The organism is Vibrio mimicus CAIM 602 (assembly GCF_000338875.1).
Taxonomy (GTDB): Bacteria; Pseudomonadota; Gammaproteobacteria; order Enterobacterales; family Vibrionaceae; genus Vibrio; species Vibrio mimicus.
Map to the genome: position 1 here is coordinate 1 of NZ_AOMO01000036.1, position 21,364 is coordinate 21,364.

A 21,364-nucleotide genomic window follows, 5' to 3' on the forward strand; every position below is an offset into this window, starting at 1 on the left:
GGGGGCTTCTGTGGTGGCGATGGGGCTTATCTCTTGCCTGTTATGCTCAAGTACAATTACGACAAAGGGTTAGCGTGCGGCACAATTTGCGCGTCAGGAACTTTAGGGCAAATCATTCCTCCTTCAATCGTATTGATTCTATTGGGTGATGTACTTGGTGTGCCGGTTGGCGATCTGTTCCAAGCGGCTCTTTGGCCGGGTTTGATGCTGGTTGCTGCTTATATCATCTACATCCTGATTTACGCCAAGCTTCATCCGAAAGCAGCGATGCCGATTGAGCCGGATGCAGAGTTATCTCGTCGCCAAGAAGTGATTAAAGCGCTGAAAGCGGTTATTCCACCTTTGGCACTGATTATCGTGGTATTGGGTTCTATTTTCGCAGGTGTGGCAACACCAACTGAATCTGCCGCTTTAGGTGGCGCTGGTGCGATTTTACTGGCGCTGGCTTATGGTCAATTCAGCTGGAAAATGGTGTATGACGCATCAAAAGAGACCGTGAAAGTGACGGCTATGGTGTTTGCGATTTTGCTAGGAGCAACCGCATTCTCAATGGCGTTTACCTACACGGGTGGTGATGAGTTAGTCGAAGAGTGGATGATGAACCTGCCGGGTGATAAATGGGGCTTCCTGATTGTCACTATGCTGGTGATTTTGGTTCTTGGCTTCTTCATCGATTTCGTGGAGATCTGTTTCATCATAGTTCCGATTCTGGCTCCAGTGGCGGTGTTGCTCGATGTGGATATGACGTGGTTTGCAATCTTGATTGCGATGAACCTGCAAACGTCGTTTTTAACGCCACCGTTTGGGTTTAGCTTGTTCTATCTCAAAGGGGTTGCGCCTAAATCGGTTACGACTATGGATATTTATCGCGGTGTCGTGCCTTTTATCCTCATTCAAATCTTGGTCTTGGTTTCGATTATGGTGTTCCCAGGCTTCTATGGAATGTGATCCGACTCAAGACTGAGCGTGTCAAAATTCAATCGCTCAGCACAAGTTGTTAAAGTGAAACTGCTTTTCGAAGGGTCGAAAAGCAGTTTTTGTATGAGGAAAAGGAATGCCTCTCAAAGCCAAATTGATTTTGCTAGCTTTACTGCCTTTATTGCTTGCGACAGCAAGTATCAGTTGGATCTCGATTCATCAAGCCAAAACCTTAGGGCAGCGTGAAGTTGAGATTTTCCGCGCTAAGTTAATTGAAGAGCGCGAAACCTCATTAAAAGACAGTGTTGATGTGGCGTTCGATGCGGTGAAATTAATTGCCAACAATCCAAATCTAACGGAAGCGGAAGCCAAAAAGCAGGTTAAAGCGGTTTTAACCAATATCCGCTATGGTTCTGATGGTTATTTTTTTGCTTACGATGCGCAAGGCACCAATTTAGTCCATCCTACTCAACCTGAGTTGATTGGGCAAAACTTGTGGGAGTTGCAAGATGAGCGCGGCGATTATCTAATTCAAGCTTTACTGTTCCAAGCCCAATCCGGTGGTGGTTATCACCAGTATTTATGGCGCAAACCGTCCACGGGAGAAACCGTCCCTAAACTCAGTTACTCTGCTTGGCTTGGCGATTGGCAATGGATGATTGGTACTGGCTTATACATTGAAGATGTCAGCCATGAAGTGGAAAAGATGCAAGCGGCGATCAATGCCAACATCGATACCACCTTCTTCTCTGTGGTGGTGATTGTGATCATCACAGTGGCCGTGATCATTGTCCTCACCTTAGCGATTAACCTGCATGAGCACCGCTTAGCAGATAAAAACTTGAAAGATTTGGTGCATAAAACGGTGCTTTTTCAAGAGGATGAGAAGAAACATCTCGCGCGTGAACTGCATGATGGGATTAATCAACTTCTCGTTTCCAGCAAATGCCATCTTGAGTTGTTGGGAGGCCAATTGAAGGATCCGAAGCAACTGATGCATGTAGAAAAATCCCAACTTTCTCTAATGACGGCAATTAACGAAGTACGACGAATTTCGCACCATTTACGTCCCAGTGCGTTGGATGATTTGGGATTGCAAGCCGCGTTAACCACCTTGCTGGAAGATTTTAAGCTGCACTCACAAATGGAAATTGAGATGTTGTTTGACACCCAGCCGGGTAAGCTAAAATCGGAAGTGGCAACGACCTTGTATCGTGTTGTGCAAGAATCGCTCAATAACATCGAAAAGCATGCTAAAGCACGAAAAGTCACTGTGTTATTGCAGCAAATGGGTGACATGTTGCAACTCATGGTGCGCGATGATGGTGTAGGTTTTACCAGTAAAGAAGCACTGCAAAAACGCGGCATTGGCCTGCGGAATATGCGCGAACGTGTGGAATTTATTGGTGGTGAATTTGAATTAAGTAGCGAGCCACAGTTGGGCACTGAAATTACTGTTTTATTGAAGTTGGATGGAAGCGTTTATGGATAAACCAATCAGAGTCGTGATGGTGGATGACCATCAGGTAGTATTGGATGGTTTTATTGCCCGCTTAGAGCAAGAGCCTGAAATTGAAGTGGTTGCAACCGCGAGCAATGGCTTGGAAGCGCTAGAGTTGGTTAAGCTGCATCAACCTGATGTGGTGCTGATGGATGTCAGCATGCCGATCATGAATGGTATTGAAGCGACACGCTTAATCAAAGAAGAAGTACCCAACACCAAAGTGTTGATGCTAACCATGCATGATAACCGCGAATACATCATGCAAGTGATGCAGGCGGGTGCGATGGGTTACATGCTCAAAGAGATCTCAGCGCTAAAAATGGTGCAGGCGATCAAAACTGTTAACCAAGGTGCGACTTACTTTTGTGAATCGACCACTTCTACTCTATTTAGCCAAGAGATCTTACCCACGGCGACTAAACCTAATCCGCTCAGCCGCCGTGAAGAAGCGATTTTGCGTATGGTCGCGCAAGGGTGTAGCAGTAAAAAAATCGCCACTTTGCTTAACATCAGCTATCGAACGGTTGAAACTCACAGGCAAAACATCAAGCATAAGTTAGACATTCACTCTACCGCAGAGCTGGCTCAGTACGCGCTACAACACGGCTTGCTTGAGTGAGGCTATTCAGGTTGGGTGATGCTGCCAATAGTGAGCATGGGGGCGGCATCCATATCCTGCGCATTCATCATGGCCGAAATACGTTGTACGGAAGAAAGGAGCAAGCTCTGTTCCCAATCTTGTAATTGATGAAACTGTTCAACAAAATTTTCTTGTAAAGGCTGGGGTGCTTGGGCTAGCAGCTTACGTCCTTCGTCGGTTAAGTGAGCGTGAACTTTACGTTTATCGCTGTTACTACGCACGCGTTGCACATACCCATTGCGTTCCAATCTGTCCAAAATAGTGGTCGCTGTGCCTTGGCTCATATTGGTATGCACGGCAAGCTCTCGAATAGTCACTTCACCTAAGTCATGGATTGAACGCATTAAGATCAATTGTGGTCCAGTAAGCCCGGCATCTTTATTGAGTTTTTTGGAGTGCAGATCAATAGCTCGGATGATCTGACGGAGTGCGACTAATACTTCTTCGTGCTTTTCCACAGCGGGCCCACCAAATTTGTGCTGAATCAGCCACGAACCATACCTTACTTCCCTTTGTTTTAAAAGTATTGAGCTATGTGTAACTCTCGGTTTCATAGTGTTTATTTTGATATTTTTTATTTCTTTTAAATGCTTTGAGTGCAAATTAAATGTTATTTATTAAATCTGCAGATTTATAGGCTGTTGGGTGTTTATTAGGCTAATGAGTAACGGGAAAGAGCGTTAAACTGGATTTTTTCTGTGATCCATGTAAAATAATCGTGTTTTTCATGAATGGAATTAACAATGAGTACGAAGTAAATCATGGTGTTTTTGTTTAAAAATACTTTGTTGTCGTTGTTATTGAGTTCGATTTAAATGACTCAGAGAGGATACATGACGAAAGAAATTGATAAGTACAGTATCGATAATACGGATTACACCGTAGGCCAAGATAATGTACAGAAATGGGGCTTTGATGTTCACAATCCCGTCTTCGGGATAAGTGCGGGTTTGATCGCCGCATTTTTATTACTGACTGTGCTGGTGGATGCCCACGAGGCAAAAGTTGGGTTAAACGCGCTCAAGCAGGGCATTATTGCGAGCTTTGACTGGCTGTTTATCTGGTCTGGTAACCTGTTCCTACTCTTTTGCATTGGCCTAGTGATTTCTCCGTTTGGCAAAATCCGTTTGGGTGGGCAAACGGCTAAGGCTGACCACTCCTTTTTATCTTGGCTGGCCATGCTGTTTGCAGCCGGAATGGGTATCGGACTGATGTTTTGGAGTGTAGCTGAGCCTGTTGCTTACTACACAGGATGGTATGAAACTCCGCTAGGTGTAGAAGCCAATACACCGGAAGCCGCTCAGCTTGCGATGGGGGCAACCATGTTCCACTGGGGACTTCACCCGTGGGCCATCTATGGCATCGTTGCGCTTTCTCTGGCTTTTTTCTGTTACAACAAAGGATTGCCACTCTCAATGCGCTCGGTCTTTTATCCACTACTTGGTGATCGTGCTTGGGGCTGGGCTGGGCATGTCGTGGATATTCTCGCGGTATTGGCAACTCTGTTTGGTTTGGCAACATCACTGGGGCTTGGTGCTCAGCAAGCGGCTTCAGGGATCCACCATGTATTTGGCTTTGAATCGGGCATTGGGTTACAAATTGCGGTGATTTGTATTGTCACTGGTCTAGCAACACTGTCTGTGGTGCGTGGTATTGATGGTGGCGTGAAAGTGATCTCTAACATCAATATGATTCGTGGCATTTTTACTGCTGTTATTAGTTGCAGTGATTGGCTATAGCGTAACTTTTACTTCGATTCCGACCACCTTATTGGCTTACCTACAAAACCTCATTCCACTGAGTAATCCTCATGGTCGTGAAGATGAAGTGTGGTTTCAAGGTTGGACAGTCTTTTACTGGGCGTGGTGGATCTCATGGTCACCTTTTGTCGGCATGTTCATCGCTCGTGTTTCTAAAGGACGCACAATCCGTGAATTCATTGTTGCGGTATTACTGATCCCAACATTGGTGACTCTGGTGTGGATGTCAGTATTTGGTGGCCTTGCGGTCGATGAAGTGATCAACAATATTGGTGTATTGGGACAAAATGGTTTAACCGATGTTTCGCTCGCGATGTTCCAAATGTTCGATTCACTGGTTTACGGTAAAGTGCTCTCGGTCATTGCGGTTGTGTTGGTACTGGTGTTTTTCATCACCTCATCGGATTCCGGTTCACTAGTGATCGACAGTATTACTTCAGGCGGTAAATTGGATTCTCCAGTATTGCAGCGCGTATTTTGGGCTGTGCTGGAAGGAGCGGTGGCAGTTGCCTTGTTATGGATTGGTGGTACAGAAGCAGTACAAGCACTGCAAGCGGGTGTTATTTCAACGGCGTTGCCATTTACTGTCATCTTGCTGCTAATGTGTGTCAGCTTGTGGAAAGGGTTAAAAACAGAACCTGAGTTCTTACCGAAAACGAATCTACTTAAAGATCGTTAATCGGTAGCGGAGAGTTAGAGAAAGAAACCTGCTCAAAGCCACTTGGTTCACGCCAATTCCCTTCAAAAAAAAGCGCGGAGAATTCTCCGCGCAAGCTATCTTACGATAGATAGGAGCAGCTTTTTATAAAGCTGTGAATAAGGTGTTCTGAGAGTCTGGTGCCCAGTTTTGCTGAGAAACATGTGGGACACTAACCAAATAGCGTTTACCTTTATAATTGACCACGTCACCTTGTTCATAGGCAACATTGAGTGTCCAGTTTGTTGCTGGATCGGCATTCGTCCACAAATTTGAAGTCGGAGATGGAGCCCAGTCTTCTTGCGCGCTATGTGCAATTACGGCTTTGTAAACAACGCCTTGGTGTAATACATAGTCTCCTGATTGGTACACTTTTCCGACCGTCCAAAGTGGTGTGTAATTATCCATAGTATCAAAGACATATCCTGCTTCTTTCGCGATACGGATGAATTCAGCGAGTTTAGGCAAGTTCTGAGTTGCACCCATGCCACGTTTACCATCTTCAAATAAAAATTCATGTGTTAGAACAATCACTTTATCCGCGTGAAGTGGTGTACCGCAGGGGAACTCTTGTGCTTTTGAGTTTACGGGCTCAATTGTGGTTGGTGAGCAGCTATTTAGCGCTTTATCGACATAGCTTAAAAAGGGCACTGCTTCTGTTAAGCTATTTGCTGGCATGGGAATTCCCCAGTTTTCAGGAGCCCAGTCCACATCCCAACCATGGGTTTGATAGCCTTGGTTCGCAAGGATGTTTTGCACTTCAATCGATGCCTTTACGCTGTTCGATGGGTTAGCTGGATCACAAACATACCCTGGTTCCCATGGTTTCAAATGGTCTGATGTCGCACATAGACCATCGGCTTGAAATTGCTTTGTCACACGCCAACCATTGGTATACGGCAATCGTGCTAATTCATCACCTTTATAGTTAGGATAGCTGCGGATTGTTGGTAGATATTTCTCTAAAACAATCAGATTTTGCTCAAAGCTAGCCGCATCATGAACTGGGTCTTGATAGGAGTTTATTTGGTGGTTACCTGTTGCATTACATTCTGCACCACTGGTTGGGCCAAACTCTTCAACACAGTTATGAATCATATGGTCATAGCTGTGGTTGCCAACAATATGCCCAGTGTCTAGTGCCAGCTTTAATGCTTCTAAAGCACGATCTTCGTTTTCATCACCAATACCATCTAGGTGCCACGCGTTAAAATAAAACGTACCCTTAACGCCACCTTGATTAAGAACCTTAATAACTTCGATAGAAGCATTGATCGGACCATCATCAAAAGTCAGATAAATCGTGCCTTTAGGGGCACTGCTAGCAAGTGATGGGCTAGAGATAGCTAGAGTCATAGCAGTTAATAAAGCCAAATTTTTTAATTTCATCTTTATATTCCATTATTTTTAAATAAATATTTTTTGATGTGACGTTGTTAGTGTTTATATTTGTGAAAATAACCAATCAAATAATGATGGTTATTTGTCTCTCTCATTATCCTATCCAGAATCTTACCCATAAAAATAGCGATAACTGTCTGAAATGGGATTTTGTTCACGAATAACGCAACCGGTTGCGCTTTTTTATCTGATTTTATTTTGATACAGTTTTTAGGCCGATTTTTGAACAAGAGATATGAAGAGCATGAAAAAGATTTTACTGTGTTGTAGTGCGGGTATGTCTACCAGTATGTTAGTGAAGAAAATGCAGCAAGTTGCTGAAATAAAAGGTGTTGATTGTAAGATCGAAGCCATGTCAGTCAGTGAGTTTGGAGATGCAATCAAAGAGTATGATGTGTGTTTGCTGGGCCCTCAGGTGCGTTTTCAACTCGATGAGCTGAGTAAAATAGCCGATGAGTACGGCAAAAACATTGCTGCAATCTCTCCTCAGGCCTATGGCATGATGAAAGGTGAAGAAGTTCTGCAACAAGCCCTCGATTTAATTAATTAAATTAATTCGTCTTTAAAAATTGAGTTTGCTCTGACCCATGTAAATTAAATGATGGGTTAGGGTAAGTATTATCTAAAATATAAGGTGAGTTCTATGAAGCTTTATGATGCGATAATCGGGATCGTTGAAAAACATATAGCCCCTATTGCTGCAAAAGTGGGAAATCAGCCCCATGTGAGAGCGATGCGTGATGGTTTTATTGTCGCGATGCCATTTATTATTGTTGGTAGTTTTATCCTAATTTTTGCATTTCCCCCCTTTGCTGAAGATACCACGAACGCATTTGGCCGCTTGTGGCTAGATTTCGCTACCACTCATTTCGATGTGATTATGATGCCATTTAGTATGTCGATGGGGATCATGACGATATTCGTTTCTCTCGGTGTGGCATATAGTTTGGCCAAAGCCTACAAAATGGATGGCATCACTACGTCAGTGTTGTCGTTGATGAGCTTTTTGCTGGTCGCAGCTCCAGCAAAAGAAGGCAGCTTATCGATGGCTCATATGGGTGGCACAGGGATTTTCACGGCGGTTATGTGTGCCTTCTTTGCGGTAGAACTGTACCGTTTTATGAAAAAGTGCAACATCACCATTCGTATGCCTGAGCAGGTGCCACCGGCGATTGCTCGTTCATTTGAAGTGTTATTACCAGTACTCGCCATCTTTGTGACGCTTTACCCACTCAGCCTATTTGTTCAAGCTGAGTACGGTATGTTGATTCCCGATGCTGTAATGGCGATGTTCAAACCGTTGATCAGTGCATCAAACACTTTGCCAGCCATCATTGGCGCACTCTTGGTGTGTCAGTTACTTTGGTTTGCGGGGATTCACGGTGCTGCCATTGTTGTTGGTTTACTGTCTCCCATCTTCCTAACCAACATCAGCGTCAATATTGATGCGTTTGTAGCTGGTGAGCCTGTGCCCAATATCTTTACCCAACCATTCTGGGACTTTTACATCTTCATCGGTGGCTCAGGTGCAACGCTGGCTTTAGTGATCCTTATGTCATTCAGCCGTTCTGCCCATTTGAAAAGTATCGGTCGTATGAGTGCAGTGCCCGGATTTTTCCAAATCAACGAACCTGTGATTTTTGGTAGCCCGATAGTGATGAACCCTATCCTGTTTCTACCATTTGTTTTTGCTCCCATCATCAATGCCACGATTGCGTACTTTGCTGTTCATTTAGGCTTCGTTGGCATGGGCGTGGCAACAACACCTTGGACAACACCAGCCATTATTGGTGCCTCATGGGGCAGTGGTTGGACATTCACGCCTGTTTTATTGGTGATAGGTTTGCTCATCTTAGATCTGCTGATTTATCTACCTTTCTTTAAAATGTTTGAAAAACAAGTGCTTGAACAAGAGCAACCAACAGAAAGCCAGCCTAAAGCGACAAAGCTAAGTGGCCAAGGCGTTACTGCATAACAGTAAGAGAAGGCTGCCAATGATTGGCAGCCGATTCTTCGGGAGAGAAAAATGGAACAAGAACTGGTCGTGATGGAAATCATTTGTAATGCGGGCGAAGCGAGAAGCCTATGTTTCGAAGCATTACGTTTATCGCGAGCGCGTGATTTTGCACAAGCGGAAGAAAAGTTACGCCAAGGCAGAGCATGCTTGAATAAAGCGCACTTGGTGCAAACTAAGTTGATCGAAGAAGATCAAGGTGAAGGAAAAGTACCGATGACTTTGGTTATGGTTCATGCGCAGGATCATTTAATGACAACGATTCTGGCCCATGAATTGGCGACCGAAATGGTAGCTATGCATAAACAATTTGCAGGATGAGGGAACAGCTATGGCTAAACATGCATTAAAACTGGCGATTATTGGTGGCGGCAGCAGTTATACCCCTGAACTGGTTGAAGGTGTTCTGAAAAGATTAGACTTTTTACCCGTGAAGCAACTGCACTTTGTCGATATCGAAGCCGGTTCGGAAAAACTGCAGATCATTCGTGACTTAGCACAGCGCATGGTTGATAAAGTGGGCGCAGATATCGAGATCAAAGCGGGTTTCGATCGCCGAGAAGCAATTGCAGGTGCAGATTTTGTGATGACTCAGTTCCGAGTCGGAGGGCTTGCTGCAAGAGCCAGCGATGAGCGAATTCCACTGAAATATGACGTTATTGGGCAAGAAACCACAGGGCCTGGTGGTTTTGCTAAAGCGTTAAGAACGATTCCAGTTATCTTGGATATCTGCCGTGATATTGAAGAGCTTGCACCGAATGCCTGGATGCTGAACTTTACTAATCCTGCGGGTTTAGTGACGGAAGCGGTAAGTAAATACTCTAAAGTCAAAAGCATAGGGCTCTGTAATGTTCCTGTTTCGATGCGAATGATGATCGCTGAAATGATGGACTGTGATCCCCAAGCACTACAGCTTGAATTTGCTGGGCTTAACCACTTAGTTTGGGTACATAAAGCATGGCTAGAAGGTGAAAATATTACCCAAACCGTACTGGAAAAAGTAGGTGATGGTGCGAACTTCAGCATGAAAAATATTTGGGAAGAGCCGTGGGATCCAGAGTTCTTAAAAGCACTTGGCGCAATTCCTTGTCCTTACCACCGTTATTTTTATCAAACGGATGCGATGCTGGCAGAAGAGAAACAAAGTGCCAAAGAGAAAGGGACGCGTGCCGAGCAGGTTATGGAGACCGAGAAAGCGCTGTTCAAACTCTACCAAGACCCGAATCTTGATCATAAACCCCAAGAGTTGGAAGCCCGAGGTGGTGCTTATTACTCAGATGCATCACTAAACTTGGTAGACGCCATTTACAACAATCGTAATGGTATTCATGTCGTCAACGTTTTGAATAATGGGGCGATCAGCTCATTACCGAATGACGCAGTGATCGAGTGTAGTGCGGTTGTAGGAAGTTGGGGGGCTAAACCTATTGCTGTCGGAGAGCTTTCGCCCAAAATCAGTGGCCTGTTACATCAAGTAAAAGCTTATGAACAGCTTGCAATTGAAGCAGCTGTGCACGGCGACTATCACCTAGGTTTAATGGCTCTGACTAACAACCCATTGATACCAGATATTGGCCGAGCAAAAGCCATTCTAGATGGTATTCTGCGTGAAAACGCGGCGTATTTACCTCAGTTTAAACTGACGACATTGTAATTTTTAAAAGGTGAGTCTCTAGATGAAGGTTATTTTTAATGCCGATGATTTTGGTTTAACGCCTGGGGTGAACGAAGGTATCGCCAAAGCGCATCGCGACGGGGTGGTGAAATCAACCACTCTGATGGTGGGTATGCCTGCAGAGCAGCATGCTGTCGAACTGGCACGCCAACTGCCTGAATTAAAAGTTGGCCTTCATCTGAGGTTCACTGCTGGTCGCCCTTTAACAGGCGAAAGAAACTTGACGGATGAAAAGGGTGTATTCACGACTTATAGTGACTTCTGGAAGCGTAAAGATTATCAACCAATGGCGATCTATAATGAAGCTATTGCCCAAGTTGAGCATTTCCTCAAATTGGGGCTTCCCCTAAGTCATCTTGATAGCCATCACCATGCTCATTCACATCCACAGTTTGAATCCATCATTTACGATGTTGCCCAAAAATACCATGTACCATTGCGTGATGTAGGCTTAGCGGGCGAGGAGGAGTTTGGGTGTCGTTATCATTTTACCGACTTTTTCTATGACAAACGGTTAGGGCTTCAGCCATTGCTTAATCATTTGCTCGAGCTTAAAGCACGTTATGATGTGGTTGAAGTGATGTGCCATCCCGCTTATGTCGATCCTTTATTGGAAAAATGCAGTGGCTATACAAAGCAACGTGAGGAAGAACTTCGTATCCTAACCAGCTCACAATTGATACAGATGTTGGCGGCACATGATATCGAAGTCACGGATTACTCTGCATTGGTTTTTGCTCCGATTCAGTCCTGTGTATGATGAAATCTGTCAACATCGATGCTCTCAATGTCGATATTCTCAATATCGATGCTTAATGATTGCTTCTCAGAGATGTTGGCAGATTTTTATTTTTCTAGATCCCGCGACTTCCTAAGGGCACGAACATGGCAAGAATTAAAGATGTAGCAGAACTTGCAGGTGTAAACCGTTCTACCGTATCCAGAATCATTAATGGGGAAGGGAAGTTTAAAGAGGAAACTCGGCTTAAAGTTGAGCAAGCGATGCTACAGCTTAATTATCGACCGAGTGCGATTGCGCGATCCCTCGCGACATCTTCATCGAACATGGTGGGGCTTTTAGTCACTTTCTACACGGGCGGATTCTTTGGCAAGATGATGGAGCAAGTGCAAACGGAACTGGATATGCACCATAAATTCCTGATTACGGCTCAAGGGCATCACTCTGCACAAGGTGAAAGAGAAGCGATTCAGCGTTTTCACGATCTGCGCTGTGACGGCTATGTATTACACAGTCGATATCTGTCTGATGATGATTTACGAACCTTGGCCCAACAACCTACACCATTTGTTCTTTTAGATCGTTATGTTGAGGGATTGGAGGATCGCTGCATCACTTTCGATCATCGTGCTGCGAGCCAACTTGTGGTGAACCATCTTATACAGCAGGGACATAGTCATATTGCTTGTATTACAGGACCTCTGCATAGACACAATGGCCGTTTACGTAAACAAGGTTATCTAGACGCGTTACTTGAGGCCGGGATTAAGCTCGATGATTCATTTTGTGAAGAAGGCAATTATGGCCGACAAAGTGGGTATTTTGCGATGCAGGAGCTGTTGAATCGACACCCAGATATCACCGCAGTTTTCTCTTGTAGTGAGGAAATGACCACAGGTGCATTACAATATTTGCATGAACAGCGTATCTCAGTGCCAGAGCAGATCTCATTGGTGAGCTTTGATAGTGTTGATTTATGCGAGAGTCTATACCCAACCGTAACCGCGGTTCACTTCCCAATCAGTGAAATGGCGCGAGCTGCGGTACAGTCTTTAATCACTATGGTAAAACAGCAGCAGACAGAAAGTTTGCAGCGGTTTACCCCAGTCTTAAAAAAGCGTAAAGCTGATCGACCGATCTTAGTCTTAAGTGAAAATAAGTAGTACGGATTAAAGAAACATGCCGCTTATCAGCAGAGATAAGCGGCATGTTGTTAGCCGTTATGTAGCGCTAGGAGGAAGTTTTGCTACCTGCTGGATCAGCAGAGGATTTCCTAGTACGTAACTCAGTTCAACTTTAGTCAATAATGCGAGTAAGCTTTCCTGACTCTCAGCCTCTTGTACCTTGATACGAGCAACCGCATCCAAAGGTTCAATTGCGGTTCCAAGCTGACGAGAGGGAAGTTTATCCATCATGGCAATATGCAGAGCAATCAAGTTATGGTCGGCAAGAACCATACGGGCATTCCACACCTCTTGAAGATCAGCCACATACTCTTCCCGACGAGCCTGCGCGGCAAGCACGATAGCAGGTGTTTCCACTTCTTCTGGTGTCGCAAGAATTCGCATCTTCTTAAACCAAGCACCGATCGAGTGTGAAGCCGTGATCCCCGAAAGAGGGACTGAGAGCCATAAACCAATTAAAGCCGGCGACATCCATGCGAGCAGTGTCCATGAATCGAGCATGGCTGCATAGCCAAGCAATACGCCCGCAGTCATGTGCCAACGATGTCGATACAGCAAATCTTTAATTGGCAAACTACCATCATCACGACGTTGTGGAGCCCAACCACTATCGCGGCCAAACAGAATAGAAACTACCGCACCACAATGGATCAGCATCATGATTGGAGCAACCAAAGCCGAGAGTATGATTTCAGTAATGGCACTGAGTATGACTCTAAAACGCCCACCCAAAGTACGACACATTTCACCATTGAACATCAATAACAGTAAGCCGAAAATTTTCGGACTGAACAGAATACCCATGGTGATGTAAAACAGTTGCAAGGCTCGGGCGGAGTCCATCACTGGCCAAGTCGGGAACAGTGAAAACTGTTCGGTAAAATACTCAGGACGAATATAGTGCGCTTGCAGTGCCAGTAACAAACCAGACAGGATCAGTAGTAGCCAAAATGGTGAAGAAAGGTAAGACATAATGCCAGTCGTCAGGTGTAAACGACTGATCCAGTGCAGACCTTTGGTGCCGATAATGCGACTGTGTTGCAGGTTACCTTGGCACCAACGACGATCGCGTACAGCTAAATCGATGATTGATGGAGGGCACTCTTCAAATGAACCACTCAAATCAGCGGCAATAGTCACGCTCCATCCAGCTCTTCGGATCAATGCCGCTTCCACGAAATCGTGGCTTAGAATATGACCGCCAAACGGAGGTCGACCGGACAAATGGGGTAGGCCGGCTGCACTCATAAAGGCTTCAGTACGAATGATCGCATTGTGGCCCCAAAAGTTACCTTCTTTTTGAACCCACCAAGCCAACCCCGTCCCGACGATAGGCCCATAAATTCGTGCAGCAAATTGCTGCACTCGAGCCATAAGGGTAGTGCCATTGATCAACGCTGGGATAGTTTGGATTAAGCCTGCATCTGGATCATTTTGCATACGTTGAGCAAGCGAAATCATAGTGCTTGGTTGCATCACACTGTCTGCATCTAGAACCAGTAAGTGTTCGTAGGCTGAGCCCCAACGGCGGCAGAAGTCGGCGATGTTGCCAGCTTTGCGCGCAATGTTTTTACGGCGACGTCGATAGTAAACGTTAGTGTTGCCAGCAGTTTGTTGGCGTAACAACCAAAAGGCTTGCTCTTCGGCTAGTGCAACTTCTGGATCTGTTGTATCACTCAAAATAAACCAATCGAACGCATGACCATGCTCGGTTTTCGCTAAAGCTAATGCCATGGTTTCAACAGCCGCAAAAACCCGATCCGGCGCTTCGTTGTATGTTGGCATTAGAATCGCGGTGCGAGTTGTCAGAGGCTGTTCTATTACTGGTGCTTTTCTGTTGCTTGCTAAAACAAAGAAGCCGGCGATAGAGCTAGAGAAGGCTAGTGCAATCCAACAGAAGTTGATCGCAAACAGTACTAATACGGCGTATTCAATGGGGGTCAAACCACCGACTAAAAATACACCGCGCATTTCATTGATTGCGAAAGCAGAGATGAGTAAAGCGAAGCCAACAACGAACACACGGCGCAGCGGGTTGGATTTTACACCATCCGCCTGAATGGCAGCGCGGGGAAAACCTTCACTGAGTTGTTTCAGGTTTTGCTCTGGCATGTCACCGTGTTGTTCTGGTGGCATGGCAGCGCCTCCCAGTAACTGGGAGGCGCCTTGTTCAACCATAGGGTTTGTCATAAAAAATCCGAGTATTTGCTACAGGGTCCAACGATACAACCAAGTTTCAACTGGACGCGCTTCTTGCAGAGTGAGTTCAGCACGTAACTCTGCAAGCTCAACTTCTCCAGGATCAAATTCAAATGACAGGCGGTAACCGTTGGTCGCTGGGTTATCACGCAGTACCACATTACTGATCACGCCGGCGTTGGTGCGTACTTTTGGCTCTGGCATTTGCGCAGGCTTGTCACCTTGAACTTGGTAGTCAATCACAAACAGACGTTTTGGCGTCGGTTTAGCAATGTCAGCACGACCACTTGCGGTGCGACTCACAACGATTGCCTCGGGATTCTCTTCTGGTTGAGCACCCCAGCTTAGGTGGTAAGAGAAGCGATATTCACTACCTGCAGCCAATGGCTGTGCTGGTTTCCAGAAGGCCACAATGTTGTCGTGAATTTCCGACTGCGTTGGGATCTCTGTTAATACCACTGCACCTGCACCCCAGTTACCTACAGGTTCAACCCACAGGCTTGGACGTTTTTCGTAATGCGCTTCCAGATCTTGGTAATTTGCATAGTCACGTTCACGCTGCATTAAGCCAAAACCTTGTGGAGAGTTATCCATAAAGGCACTGACTTGTAGAGTACGAGGGTTAGCGAGAGGGCGCCACAAACGCTCACCGCGACCGTTGATCATCAGCAAACCATCTGAGTCGTGTACAGAAGGGCGGAAATCGTCTGTCTGTTGGCGACCATTTGGAGAGTGCATGTACATACTGGTTGCTGGAGCTAGACCTACTTTGCTGATCTCAACGCGAGGGAAGAGCACGGCTTCAACATCCATACGAGTATTTTGTCCCGGACGGATTGAGAAGCGATAAGCACCAGATACGCTTGGACTGTCTAGCAGAGCATGAACCACGATCAAGTTAGTATCGTAGTTTGGCTTTTCAACCCAAAATGCACGGAAAATAGGGAACTCTTCACCTGTTGGATCGGCGGTTTTGATTGCCAAACCACGAGCGGAAAGACCATAAGCGTTGCCTTTACCCAGTGCGCGGAAATAACTTGCGCCTTGGAACACAAATAGTTCATCAAAATAAGAGGCGTTATTCAGTGGGTAGTGAACACGTAAACCACTGTAACCAATATCTTCGGTCGGCAGTTTTTGTTGAAGAACTTCACCCGCACTGAACATACTTGGGTCATAGCTCAAGTGGGTAGATTTATTGCCTTCTACAAGGGCAATCTCAATTAAGTCTTGGAAGAAGAAACCACGATGGAATAATTGCATCTGGTAAGGTAAACCATCCGCTTTCCACACTGCGCTATCGGGTTTAAAACGAATATCGCGGTACTCATCATAACTGATATTTGCCAAACTCTCCGGTAGGGGATCTTTTAAGGCAACATAAGGCTTTTTCGCTAATTGGCGAGCAAGGCGAACAACGGTGTCATTATCAAACGCACCGGTTTTGGCAAAACGAACCACATTATTTGCATCGCCAGTTTTGGCTGGCTTTGCAGGTTCAGAATTCACTGATGGAGAGGTTTCTGTATTCTTAATGCCTGTAGCAAATCCATTATCAGACATAAGTAACGAAGCCCCAAACAACAGGGAGAAAAGGACAATCAGTTTTTGCGCGTGACGTTGCACGGCGTTTGACACACGAATCATATAAAAATGAACCGATAACAAAGTGAAATACGAAGATAGCTTAAGAGTTGGCTGTAATTTTGCTTACCGGACGGTATCGCAGGAAATTACAGGTCTCATTCAGCGCGAAAGATAGCAGAACTGTAAAAAAATGCACAACATATGTTGTTGTTAACTGTCTTTATCAGATATTTTCTATTCATAAGCTTATATCCTTTAGTTATATGTGATTTTGGAAGGGAAATCACGCTATATCCAGTGTTAAAATTTTGGCAGCAGTCAATAGTCTGTTTGTAAACAATCTTATATCACACATTGCCAAATAAGGTCTGTGACAGCTTGTGAGAAAAAATGACAAAATGAGTGCGCAAGAAATAAATAGTGTTTACTATCGCCGTCCTTTTGTTCCAACCTCTTGTTTGAAAAATGAAACTAACACTAAAACACAAACTGATTGGCGCAAGTTTATCGGCAGTGGTGGTGATGGCGACGGCATTGACTTGGCTTTCTGCCAGTCAATTGCAACAGCAAACCAGCAATGCTGTTTATACTCGCGCTGACGCGATCTCTTCGACAGCTGCCAAAGGTATTTCTGACTGGATTTCAATTCGTAAATCAATTAGCACAGCCTTTAATTCCCATATTGAAGCTCAAGACGTAGTGCCTTATTTACAACAAGCGCGCAATGCTGGTGGCTTTGATGATATTTTTTATGGCACAACTGAAGGTGCTATGTATCGTTCTCATCCTGAACGTAACCGCGCCGATTATGATCCACGTACACGCCCTTGGTATAAAGATGCGGCAAGTGCGGGTAAGCAGATCATTACTACGGCATACAGTGATGCGATTACTGGCGCATTATTAGTGACTATTGCTGAACCTGTTCGTCTGCAAGGACGTATGAGTGGCGTTGTTGGTGCGGATGTTTTAATTGATCAGCTTATCGACGACGTGATCAGCATGGACGCAGGAAAAGGGGCACAAACCATGCTGATTGATGGTCAGGATGGCTCTCTCTTAGCGCACCCAGATAAATCTCTACTACTGAAACCAGTGACTACACTCTCTTCTGCTCTAGATATTCGCACAATTGAACGTGTGGCGAACCAAGGCGAACTGATTGCCCTTAATCTGAATGGCATCAAAAAATACTTCTTCTTTGCCGCAGTGCCCGATACTCCTTGGTATTTTGCGATCCAAATGGATAGCAATGTTGAGTACGCCGCTCATTCTGAATTGATTACAGGACTGATGATTACCGCTCTGCTGATCACTTTGGTGGTAGTGGTGATTGTTTCTTGGTTGGTCAGCTTCTTGTTCCGCGATTTAGGCCGTGTGTCTAAAGCGTTGGAAGAAATTGCCTCTGGTGATGCTGATCTTACCCAGCGTCTTGAGCCGCGCAGTGATGACGAAGTGGGTCAATTAGCCAGCAACTTCAATACTTTTGTCAGCAATATGCACACCATGGTGTTGAAACTGAGCCAAGTATCCACGGCTTTATCACAACAGGCGAAAGTGACGGCAACGCAAGCAGAAGAGCGCAGCAGTCGAATTCGTCTGCAACAAGATGAAATCAATATGGTGGCTACTGCAATCAATGAGATGGCGGCTGCGACTCAGGAGATTGCAGGTAACGCCGATCATACGGCGCAAAACTCCGGTGAAGCGGTAACCGCTTGTGTGCATGGTAGCGGTCAAGTTGCCCAGACACAGCGCTCCATTCAGTCTCTGGCTGAAGAAGTGCAAGTTGCCACTGAAGTCATTCAGGAGCTGGAAGCGCACGGTCACCAAATCAGCACTATTCTTTCGACCATTCAAAACATTGCCGAACAGACCAACTTGTTGGCTCTGAACGCGGCGATTGAAGCGGCGCGTGCTGGTGAACAAGGACGTGGTTTTGCTGTAGTTGCGGATGAAGTGCGCGTACTTAGCCAACGAACTCACGCTTCAACCAAAGAAATCCAGCAAATGATTGAGACATTGCAAGCCACTACGGGTAAAGCTGTTGGCATCATGGATGACAGCCGCCGCTTGGCGGACACCAGCGTGGATGATGCTAATGCAGCTTCGGTTAGCTTAGAGCATATCCATAAAACGGTTGAGCGCATCAGTGATATGGCGACTCAAATTGCGTCTGCTGCGGAAGAGCAAGCTTCAGTCACTTCTGAGATTACGCGCAATACCGTGGGTATTCGCGATGTCTCGAATGATTTGGCGCAAGAAGCTCACTCGGCGGCTGAGCAAGCGGCTGAACTTTCTGAGCTTTCTCATGAGTTGGAGCAAGAAATCCGACGTTTCAAACTCTGAGTTGAGTATTTAAGAAAGGATAAGGAGCGCATTGCGCTCCTTTTTCTTTTCGTCTTCACAACGAGTTACAGCCAAAGTGATTGTATGGGGGGTCTCCGGTCGCAAATGGTGTGCACATTGCGCTTGAAAAAGCTCAGCGGTGGCAATGGCATCCGTCAGTGCATGATGTGGTGAATAAGCAGGAAGGCCATAGCGTAAACGTGATTGACCAAGCCGAACTGAATTCAAAGGCCGGCGCAACAAGCGTTGCCAGAGAGAACGTTGAGCATTTTGCACATAATGCTCAATTTCTAAAGTATCAATGATGGGAAACTCTACGGCTTCATCCCAAAGATTCAGTGTCGTTTGGCGCAGAAATTCACGTTCAATATGGCGAAAATGGGCAACAACAATTTTTCCACGTAATGCATCGAAGAGTTCACTAATTACCACTTCAGGTTCTTGAGCATGCCTCAGTTCACTGTGCGTGATACCGTGAATCACAACGGATCCTTCTTCCAGTGGTTTAGTGGGTTGTACCAACCAATATTGAGCCTGATTTAGGGCGATACGTTGGGTGTTAAATGGAACTAAGCCAATACTGAGGATCGCATCTTGCTGTGCATTCAGTCCTGTTGTTTCAAAATCAAGCGCAACTAAAGGACACTCGCAAATTGGCGTCGAGCCATCAATCACCGGTTGAGCATAAAAGTTCTGCAACACAGGTTGTTGAGCTTGCTGAGCCAAATGCGAAAATCGCGCAGGCCAATAAATTGCGGAATGAAACATAGTGCTCACTTAAAGTGTTGATTAGCCTGATAACGGTATTTGAGGTAATTCTGCCCGTTACTGAGGATCTGGAACGCATCCTTTAAGTTGCGTCGTTCAAAATCGGAGAGATTTTCTGGCTCGATGCTGTTATCTGCCTCTCTTTCTTGCTCCACATCTATGGCTTGATGGCGAATACGCACCATGGCGATAAATTCGAGAGCGTCACGCAGATCTTTGCCTTTTCCTTGCGGAAGCAAACCGGCATCAATCACATCATCCAAACGTTCAAATGAATTTTTAGCTCGTGAACCTGCAGCGAGCGCATGAACACGGATCAAATCAGCCAATGGCGCGGTGCCTCGGCGTTTTAAATTGATCGAGTTGTTGTGACGCCCATCTTTTTCCATCACGAAGCTTTTGAAAAAACCCAGTGGCGGGGTGCGATTGAGAGCGTTGCGCGCTAAGCAAGCTAAGAAGCGCTGATTTCGTCTTGCGCGACGTACGATGAAGCTTGAAAGCTGTTCTGCCCACTTGGTTCGCCCGTAAACTCCATCAAGATCGAAAAAGATAGAAGCATTGAGCAAGGCTTGTGGATTGGGGTTATCAATCCAATCCGCAAAACAGTTCTCCCATTCTTTGCGAGTCATGCGCCATTTGGGATTACTGGCCATGATCTCGCCATCGCAAAGCGGGTAACCACAGCGGTCTAACCCATTACAAACCAAATCGGCAAATTGCATGAAATAAGCGCGATGTTGCTGTACATCGTAACGATCATCCAAAATCAGTGCATTATCCTGATCGGTAACAATGAGCTGCTCATCGCGCCCCATTGAGCCAAAAGCCACGAAGCAGTATGGAATGGGGGCCTCACCCAACTCGGCCTCGACTAATTCAATAATGCGCTGAGTAAAGGCGCGCCCAATCGTCGACATCGCGGTGCCAATCATGTGGGAGTTGGCATCTTCATTCACGAGCCGTACAAAACTCGCTTTCACTTCACTCGCAAGTTGCGCCAATTCATCGATGCTGGTCTGCTGATAGATACGGCTGACTAAGAGCAAAGAGTTTTGCGATTCATGGCGCACGATATCCGTCATATCTATGATGCCAATCGGCTGCTTTTCTCTCAGCACCGGAAGGTGATGAACATTATTGCGCAGCATAGCAAGCATGGCTTCATAGACGTATGCATTGTGATCAAGTGAAATTACCTCATAGGTCATCACTTGGCTTACAGCCTGTGTGATATCAATGCCTTGCGCTAAAACTCGGCGGCATAAATCGCGCTCGGTAATAATGCCGACCACTGGCGTTGAGTCATCTTCTTCATCATGCAGGATCTGATTATCCAAAATAAGAAGAGCAGAGAGATTCTCATCAGCCATTCGCAGCGCGGCCTGTTGGATGGAAGCGTGTTTGTCTATAGTTGGAGCCGGGCGAGTTAACAACTGCTTCACTTTACTGGTGATCAGGTCATTTTGTTCTTTTTGCTTTTTAACCGTTTGGCGCAAACGTGCCGATTGTTCGACTTCAACGAAGTCGGCGAAGCTATCAAACTCTTCATGGAGGCGGTGAAAAATGGCTTCTGGAATGCAGTACAGCAGCGTATCTTCAATTGCTGTTACCGCGAAAGAAACTTGGTTACGAGTCAGTAAACCCATTTGTCCAAATAGACTGCCTTCAGTCAACCGATTATACAGTTCACCATGACGGCGGTAGACTTCGACCGCTCCGCTGCGAATCAGATACAAGTCATTGATGGCTTGCTTGTGGTTAATGATCGGCGTGCCTTTACGAAAATAGGCAATCTCAATCTGTTGAGTGATTTCAGGCAACAGCTCAGAAGGTAGGGCATCAAATGGGGGATGCTGCTGCAGAAAATGTTGAATCTCGATTAACTCGGCGTCCATGAAGGCTCCTCTCGTTACAAACATCTGTTTAGCG

The 21,364-nt window shown here is 45.7% G+C and carries 14 protein-coding genes and 3 pseudogenes; 11 read left to right on the forward strand and 6 right to left on the reverse strand.

Going from position 1 to position 21,364, the window contains the following annotated elements:
• The 3 genes and pseudogenes from D908_RS07615 to D908_RS07605 form a co-directional block, all read left to right on the forward strand.
• Positions 1 to 948 (forward strand): annotated as a pseudogene (locus tag D908_RS07615) (TRAP transporter large permease); the annotation flags it as partial.
• Positions 949 to 1,054: 106 nt separating this feature from the next.
• Entirely contained in the window at positions 1,055 to 2,410 is a 1,356-nt protein-coding gene (locus D908_RS07610; protein WP_005525153.1) for a cache domain-containing protein, read from the forward strand.
• Positions 2,403 to 3,041 carry a response regulator transcription factor gene (locus tag D908_RS07605; protein WP_000360440.1) on the forward strand — a complete coding sequence of 213 codons (639 nt, stop codon included), beginning with the start codon at positions 2,403 to 2,405 and terminating at the stop codon, positions 3,039 to 3,041. Before D908_RS07610 ends, D908_RS07605 begins: the two co-directional genes overlap by 8 nt.
• 2 nt (positions 3,042 to 3,043) lie before the next feature.
• On the opposite strand, the gene D908_RS07600 is transcribed toward D908_RS07605, so the two are convergent.
• Complete coding sequence (locus D908_RS07600; protein WP_000410821.1) at positions 3,044 to 3,520, reverse strand: MarR family winged helix-turn-helix transcriptional regulator; 477 nt, start codon at positions 3,518 to 3,520, stop codon at positions 3,044 to 3,046.
• Positions 3,521 to 3,895: 375 nt separating this feature from the next.
• Between D908_RS07600 and D908_RS0119555 the strand changes: the two are divergent.
• Positions 3,896 to 5,501: pseudogene (locus D908_RS0119555) on the forward strand (BCCT family transporter).
• A gap of 123 nt (positions 5,502 to 5,624) precedes the next feature.
• Here the strand turns inward: D908_RS0119555 and cod are convergent.
• Positions 5,625 to 6,908 (reverse strand): chitin oligosaccharide deacetylase, encoded by a 1,284-nt coding sequence (gene cod / locus D908_RS07595; RefSeq protein WP_000769197.1) that lies wholly within the window; start codon positions 6,906 to 6,908, stop codon positions 5,625 to 5,627.
• Between the two features lie 256 nt (positions 6,909 to 7,164).
• Here cod and D908_RS07590 point away from each other — a divergent pair, with 256 nt between their 5' ends.
• The 6 genes from D908_RS07590 to D908_RS07565 all read left to right on the forward strand — a co-directional run bounded on the left by D908_RS07590 (position 7,165) and on the right by D908_RS07565 (position 12,511).
• Positions 7,165 to 7,470: a PTS sugar transporter subunit IIB gene (locus D908_RS07590; protein WP_005525156.1), complete on the forward strand. Its 306-nt coding sequence runs from the start codon at positions 7,165 to 7,167 to the stop codon at positions 7,468 to 7,470.
• 93 nt (positions 7,471 to 7,563) lie between these two features.
• A complete protein-coding gene (locus D908_RS07585) occupies positions 7,564 to 8,895 on the forward strand; it encodes a PTS sugar transporter subunit IIC (RefSeq protein ID WP_032467633.1) in 1,332 nt (443 codons plus the stop codon).
• Positions 8,896 to 8,946: 51 nt separating this feature from the next.
• Positions 8,947 to 9,255 carry a PTS lactose/cellobiose transporter subunit IIA gene (locus D908_RS07580; RefSeq protein WP_000434490.1) on the forward strand — a complete coding sequence of 103 codons (309 nt, stop codon included), beginning with the start codon at positions 8,947 to 8,949 and terminating at the stop codon, positions 9,253 to 9,255.
• Positions 9,256 to 9,265: 10 nt separating this feature from the next.
• A complete protein-coding gene (locus D908_RS07575; protein WP_005525165.1) occupies positions 9,266 to 10,588 on the forward strand; it encodes a 6-phospho-beta-glucosidase in 1,323 nt (440 codons plus the stop codon).
• A gap of 22 nt (positions 10,589 to 10,610) precedes the next feature.
• Complete coding sequence (gene chbG, locus D908_RS07570; RefSeq protein ID WP_005525166.1) at positions 10,611 to 11,369, forward strand: chitin disaccharide deacetylase; 759 nt, start codon at positions 10,611 to 10,613, stop codon at positions 11,367 to 11,369.
• Between the two features lie 125 nt (positions 11,370 to 11,494).
• On the forward strand, positions 11,495 to 12,511 hold the full coding sequence (locus tag D908_RS07565) for a LacI family DNA-binding transcriptional regulator (protein WP_000101060.1): 1,017 nt from the start codon (positions 11,495 to 11,497) through the stop codon (positions 12,509 to 12,511).
• Between the two features lie 57 nt (positions 12,512 to 12,568).
• Here the strand turns inward: D908_RS07565 and mdoH are convergent, their stop codons facing one another.
• Complete coding sequence (gene mdoH / locus D908_RS07560; protein ID WP_005525167.1) at positions 12,569 to 14,722, reverse strand: glucans biosynthesis glucosyltransferase MdoH; 2,154 nt, start codon at positions 14,720 to 14,722, stop codon at positions 12,569 to 12,571.
• A gap of 18 nt (positions 14,723 to 14,740) precedes the next feature.
• Complete coding sequence (locus D908_RS07555; RefSeq protein ID WP_000621890.1) at positions 14,741 to 16,378, reverse strand: glucan biosynthesis protein G; 1,638 nt, start codon at positions 16,376 to 16,378, stop codon at positions 14,741 to 14,743.
• 405 nt (positions 16,379 to 16,783) lie between these two features.
• Between D908_RS07555 and D908_RS07550 the strand changes: the two genes are divergently transcribed.
• Positions 16,784 to 18,667: a methyl-accepting chemotaxis protein gene (locus D908_RS07550; protein WP_005525168.1), complete on the forward strand. Its 1,884-nt coding sequence runs from the start codon at positions 16,784 to 16,786 to the stop codon at positions 18,665 to 18,667.
• A 65-nt stretch (positions 18,668 to 18,732) separates the two neighbouring features.
• Here D908_RS07550 and D908_RS07545 read toward each other — a convergent pair.
• Both D908_RS07545 and D908_RS07540 read right to left on the reverse strand, forming a co-directional pair.
• Positions 18,733 to 19,435, reverse strand: a pseudogene (locus tag D908_RS07545) (3'-5' exonuclease).
• A gap of 5 nt (positions 19,436 to 19,440) precedes the next feature.
• Positions 19,441 to 21,330, reverse strand: coding sequence for a CBS domain-containing protein (locus tag D908_RS07540; RefSeq protein WP_005525172.1), 1,890 nt, complete (start codon positions 21,328 to 21,330; stop codon positions 19,441 to 19,443).
• Positions 21,331 to 21,364 lie beyond the last annotated feature (34 nt).

Bases quoted from the DNA above. Each gene is read 5' to 3' on its own strand.
- D908_RS07610 (WP_005525153.1), top strand. From the start codon at position 1,055: ATGCCTCTCAAAGCCAAATTGATTTTGCTAGCTTTACTGCCTTTATTG.
- D908_RS07605 (WP_000360440.1), top strand. From the start codon at position 2,403: ATGGATAAACCAATCAGAGTCGTGATGGTGGATGACCATCAGGTAGTA.
- cod (WP_000769197.1), bottom strand. From the start codon at position 6,908: ATGAAATTAAAAAATTTGGCTTTATTAACTGCTATGACTCTAGCTATC.
- D908_RS07590 (WP_005525156.1), top strand. From the start codon at position 7,165: ATGAAAAAGATTTTACTGTGTTGTAGTGCGGGTATGTCTACCAGTATG.
- D908_RS07585 (WP_032467633.1), top strand. From the start codon at position 7,564: ATGAAGCTTTATGATGCGATAATCGGGATCGTTGAAAAACATATAGCC.
- D908_RS07580 (WP_000434490.1), top strand. From the start codon at position 8,947: ATGGAACAAGAACTGGTCGTGATGGAAATCATTTGTAATGCGGGCGAA.
- D908_RS07575 (WP_005525165.1), top strand. From the start codon at position 9,266: ATGGCTAAACATGCATTAAAACTGGCGATTATTGGTGGCGGCAGCAGT.
- chbG (WP_005525166.1), top strand. From the start codon at position 10,611: ATGAAGGTTATTTTTAATGCCGATGATTTTGGTTTAACGCCTGGGGTG.
- D908_RS07565 (WP_000101060.1), top strand. From the start codon at position 11,495: ATGGCAAGAATTAAAGATGTAGCAGAACTTGCAGGTGTAAACCGTTCT.
- mdoH (WP_005525167.1), bottom strand. From the start codon at position 14,722: ATGACAAACCCTATGGTTGAACAAGGCGCCTCCCAGTTACTGGGAGGC.
- D908_RS07555 (WP_000621890.1), bottom strand. From the start codon at position 16,378: ATGATTCGTGTGTCAAACGCCGTGCAACGTCACGCGCAAAAACTGATT.
- D908_RS07550 (WP_005525168.1), top strand. From the start codon at position 16,784: ATGAAACTAACACTAAAACACAAACTGATTGGCGCAAGTTTATCGGCA.
- D908_RS07540 (WP_005525172.1), bottom strand. From the start codon at position 21,330: ATGGACGCCGAGTTAATCGAGATTCAACATTTTCTGCAGCAGCATCCC.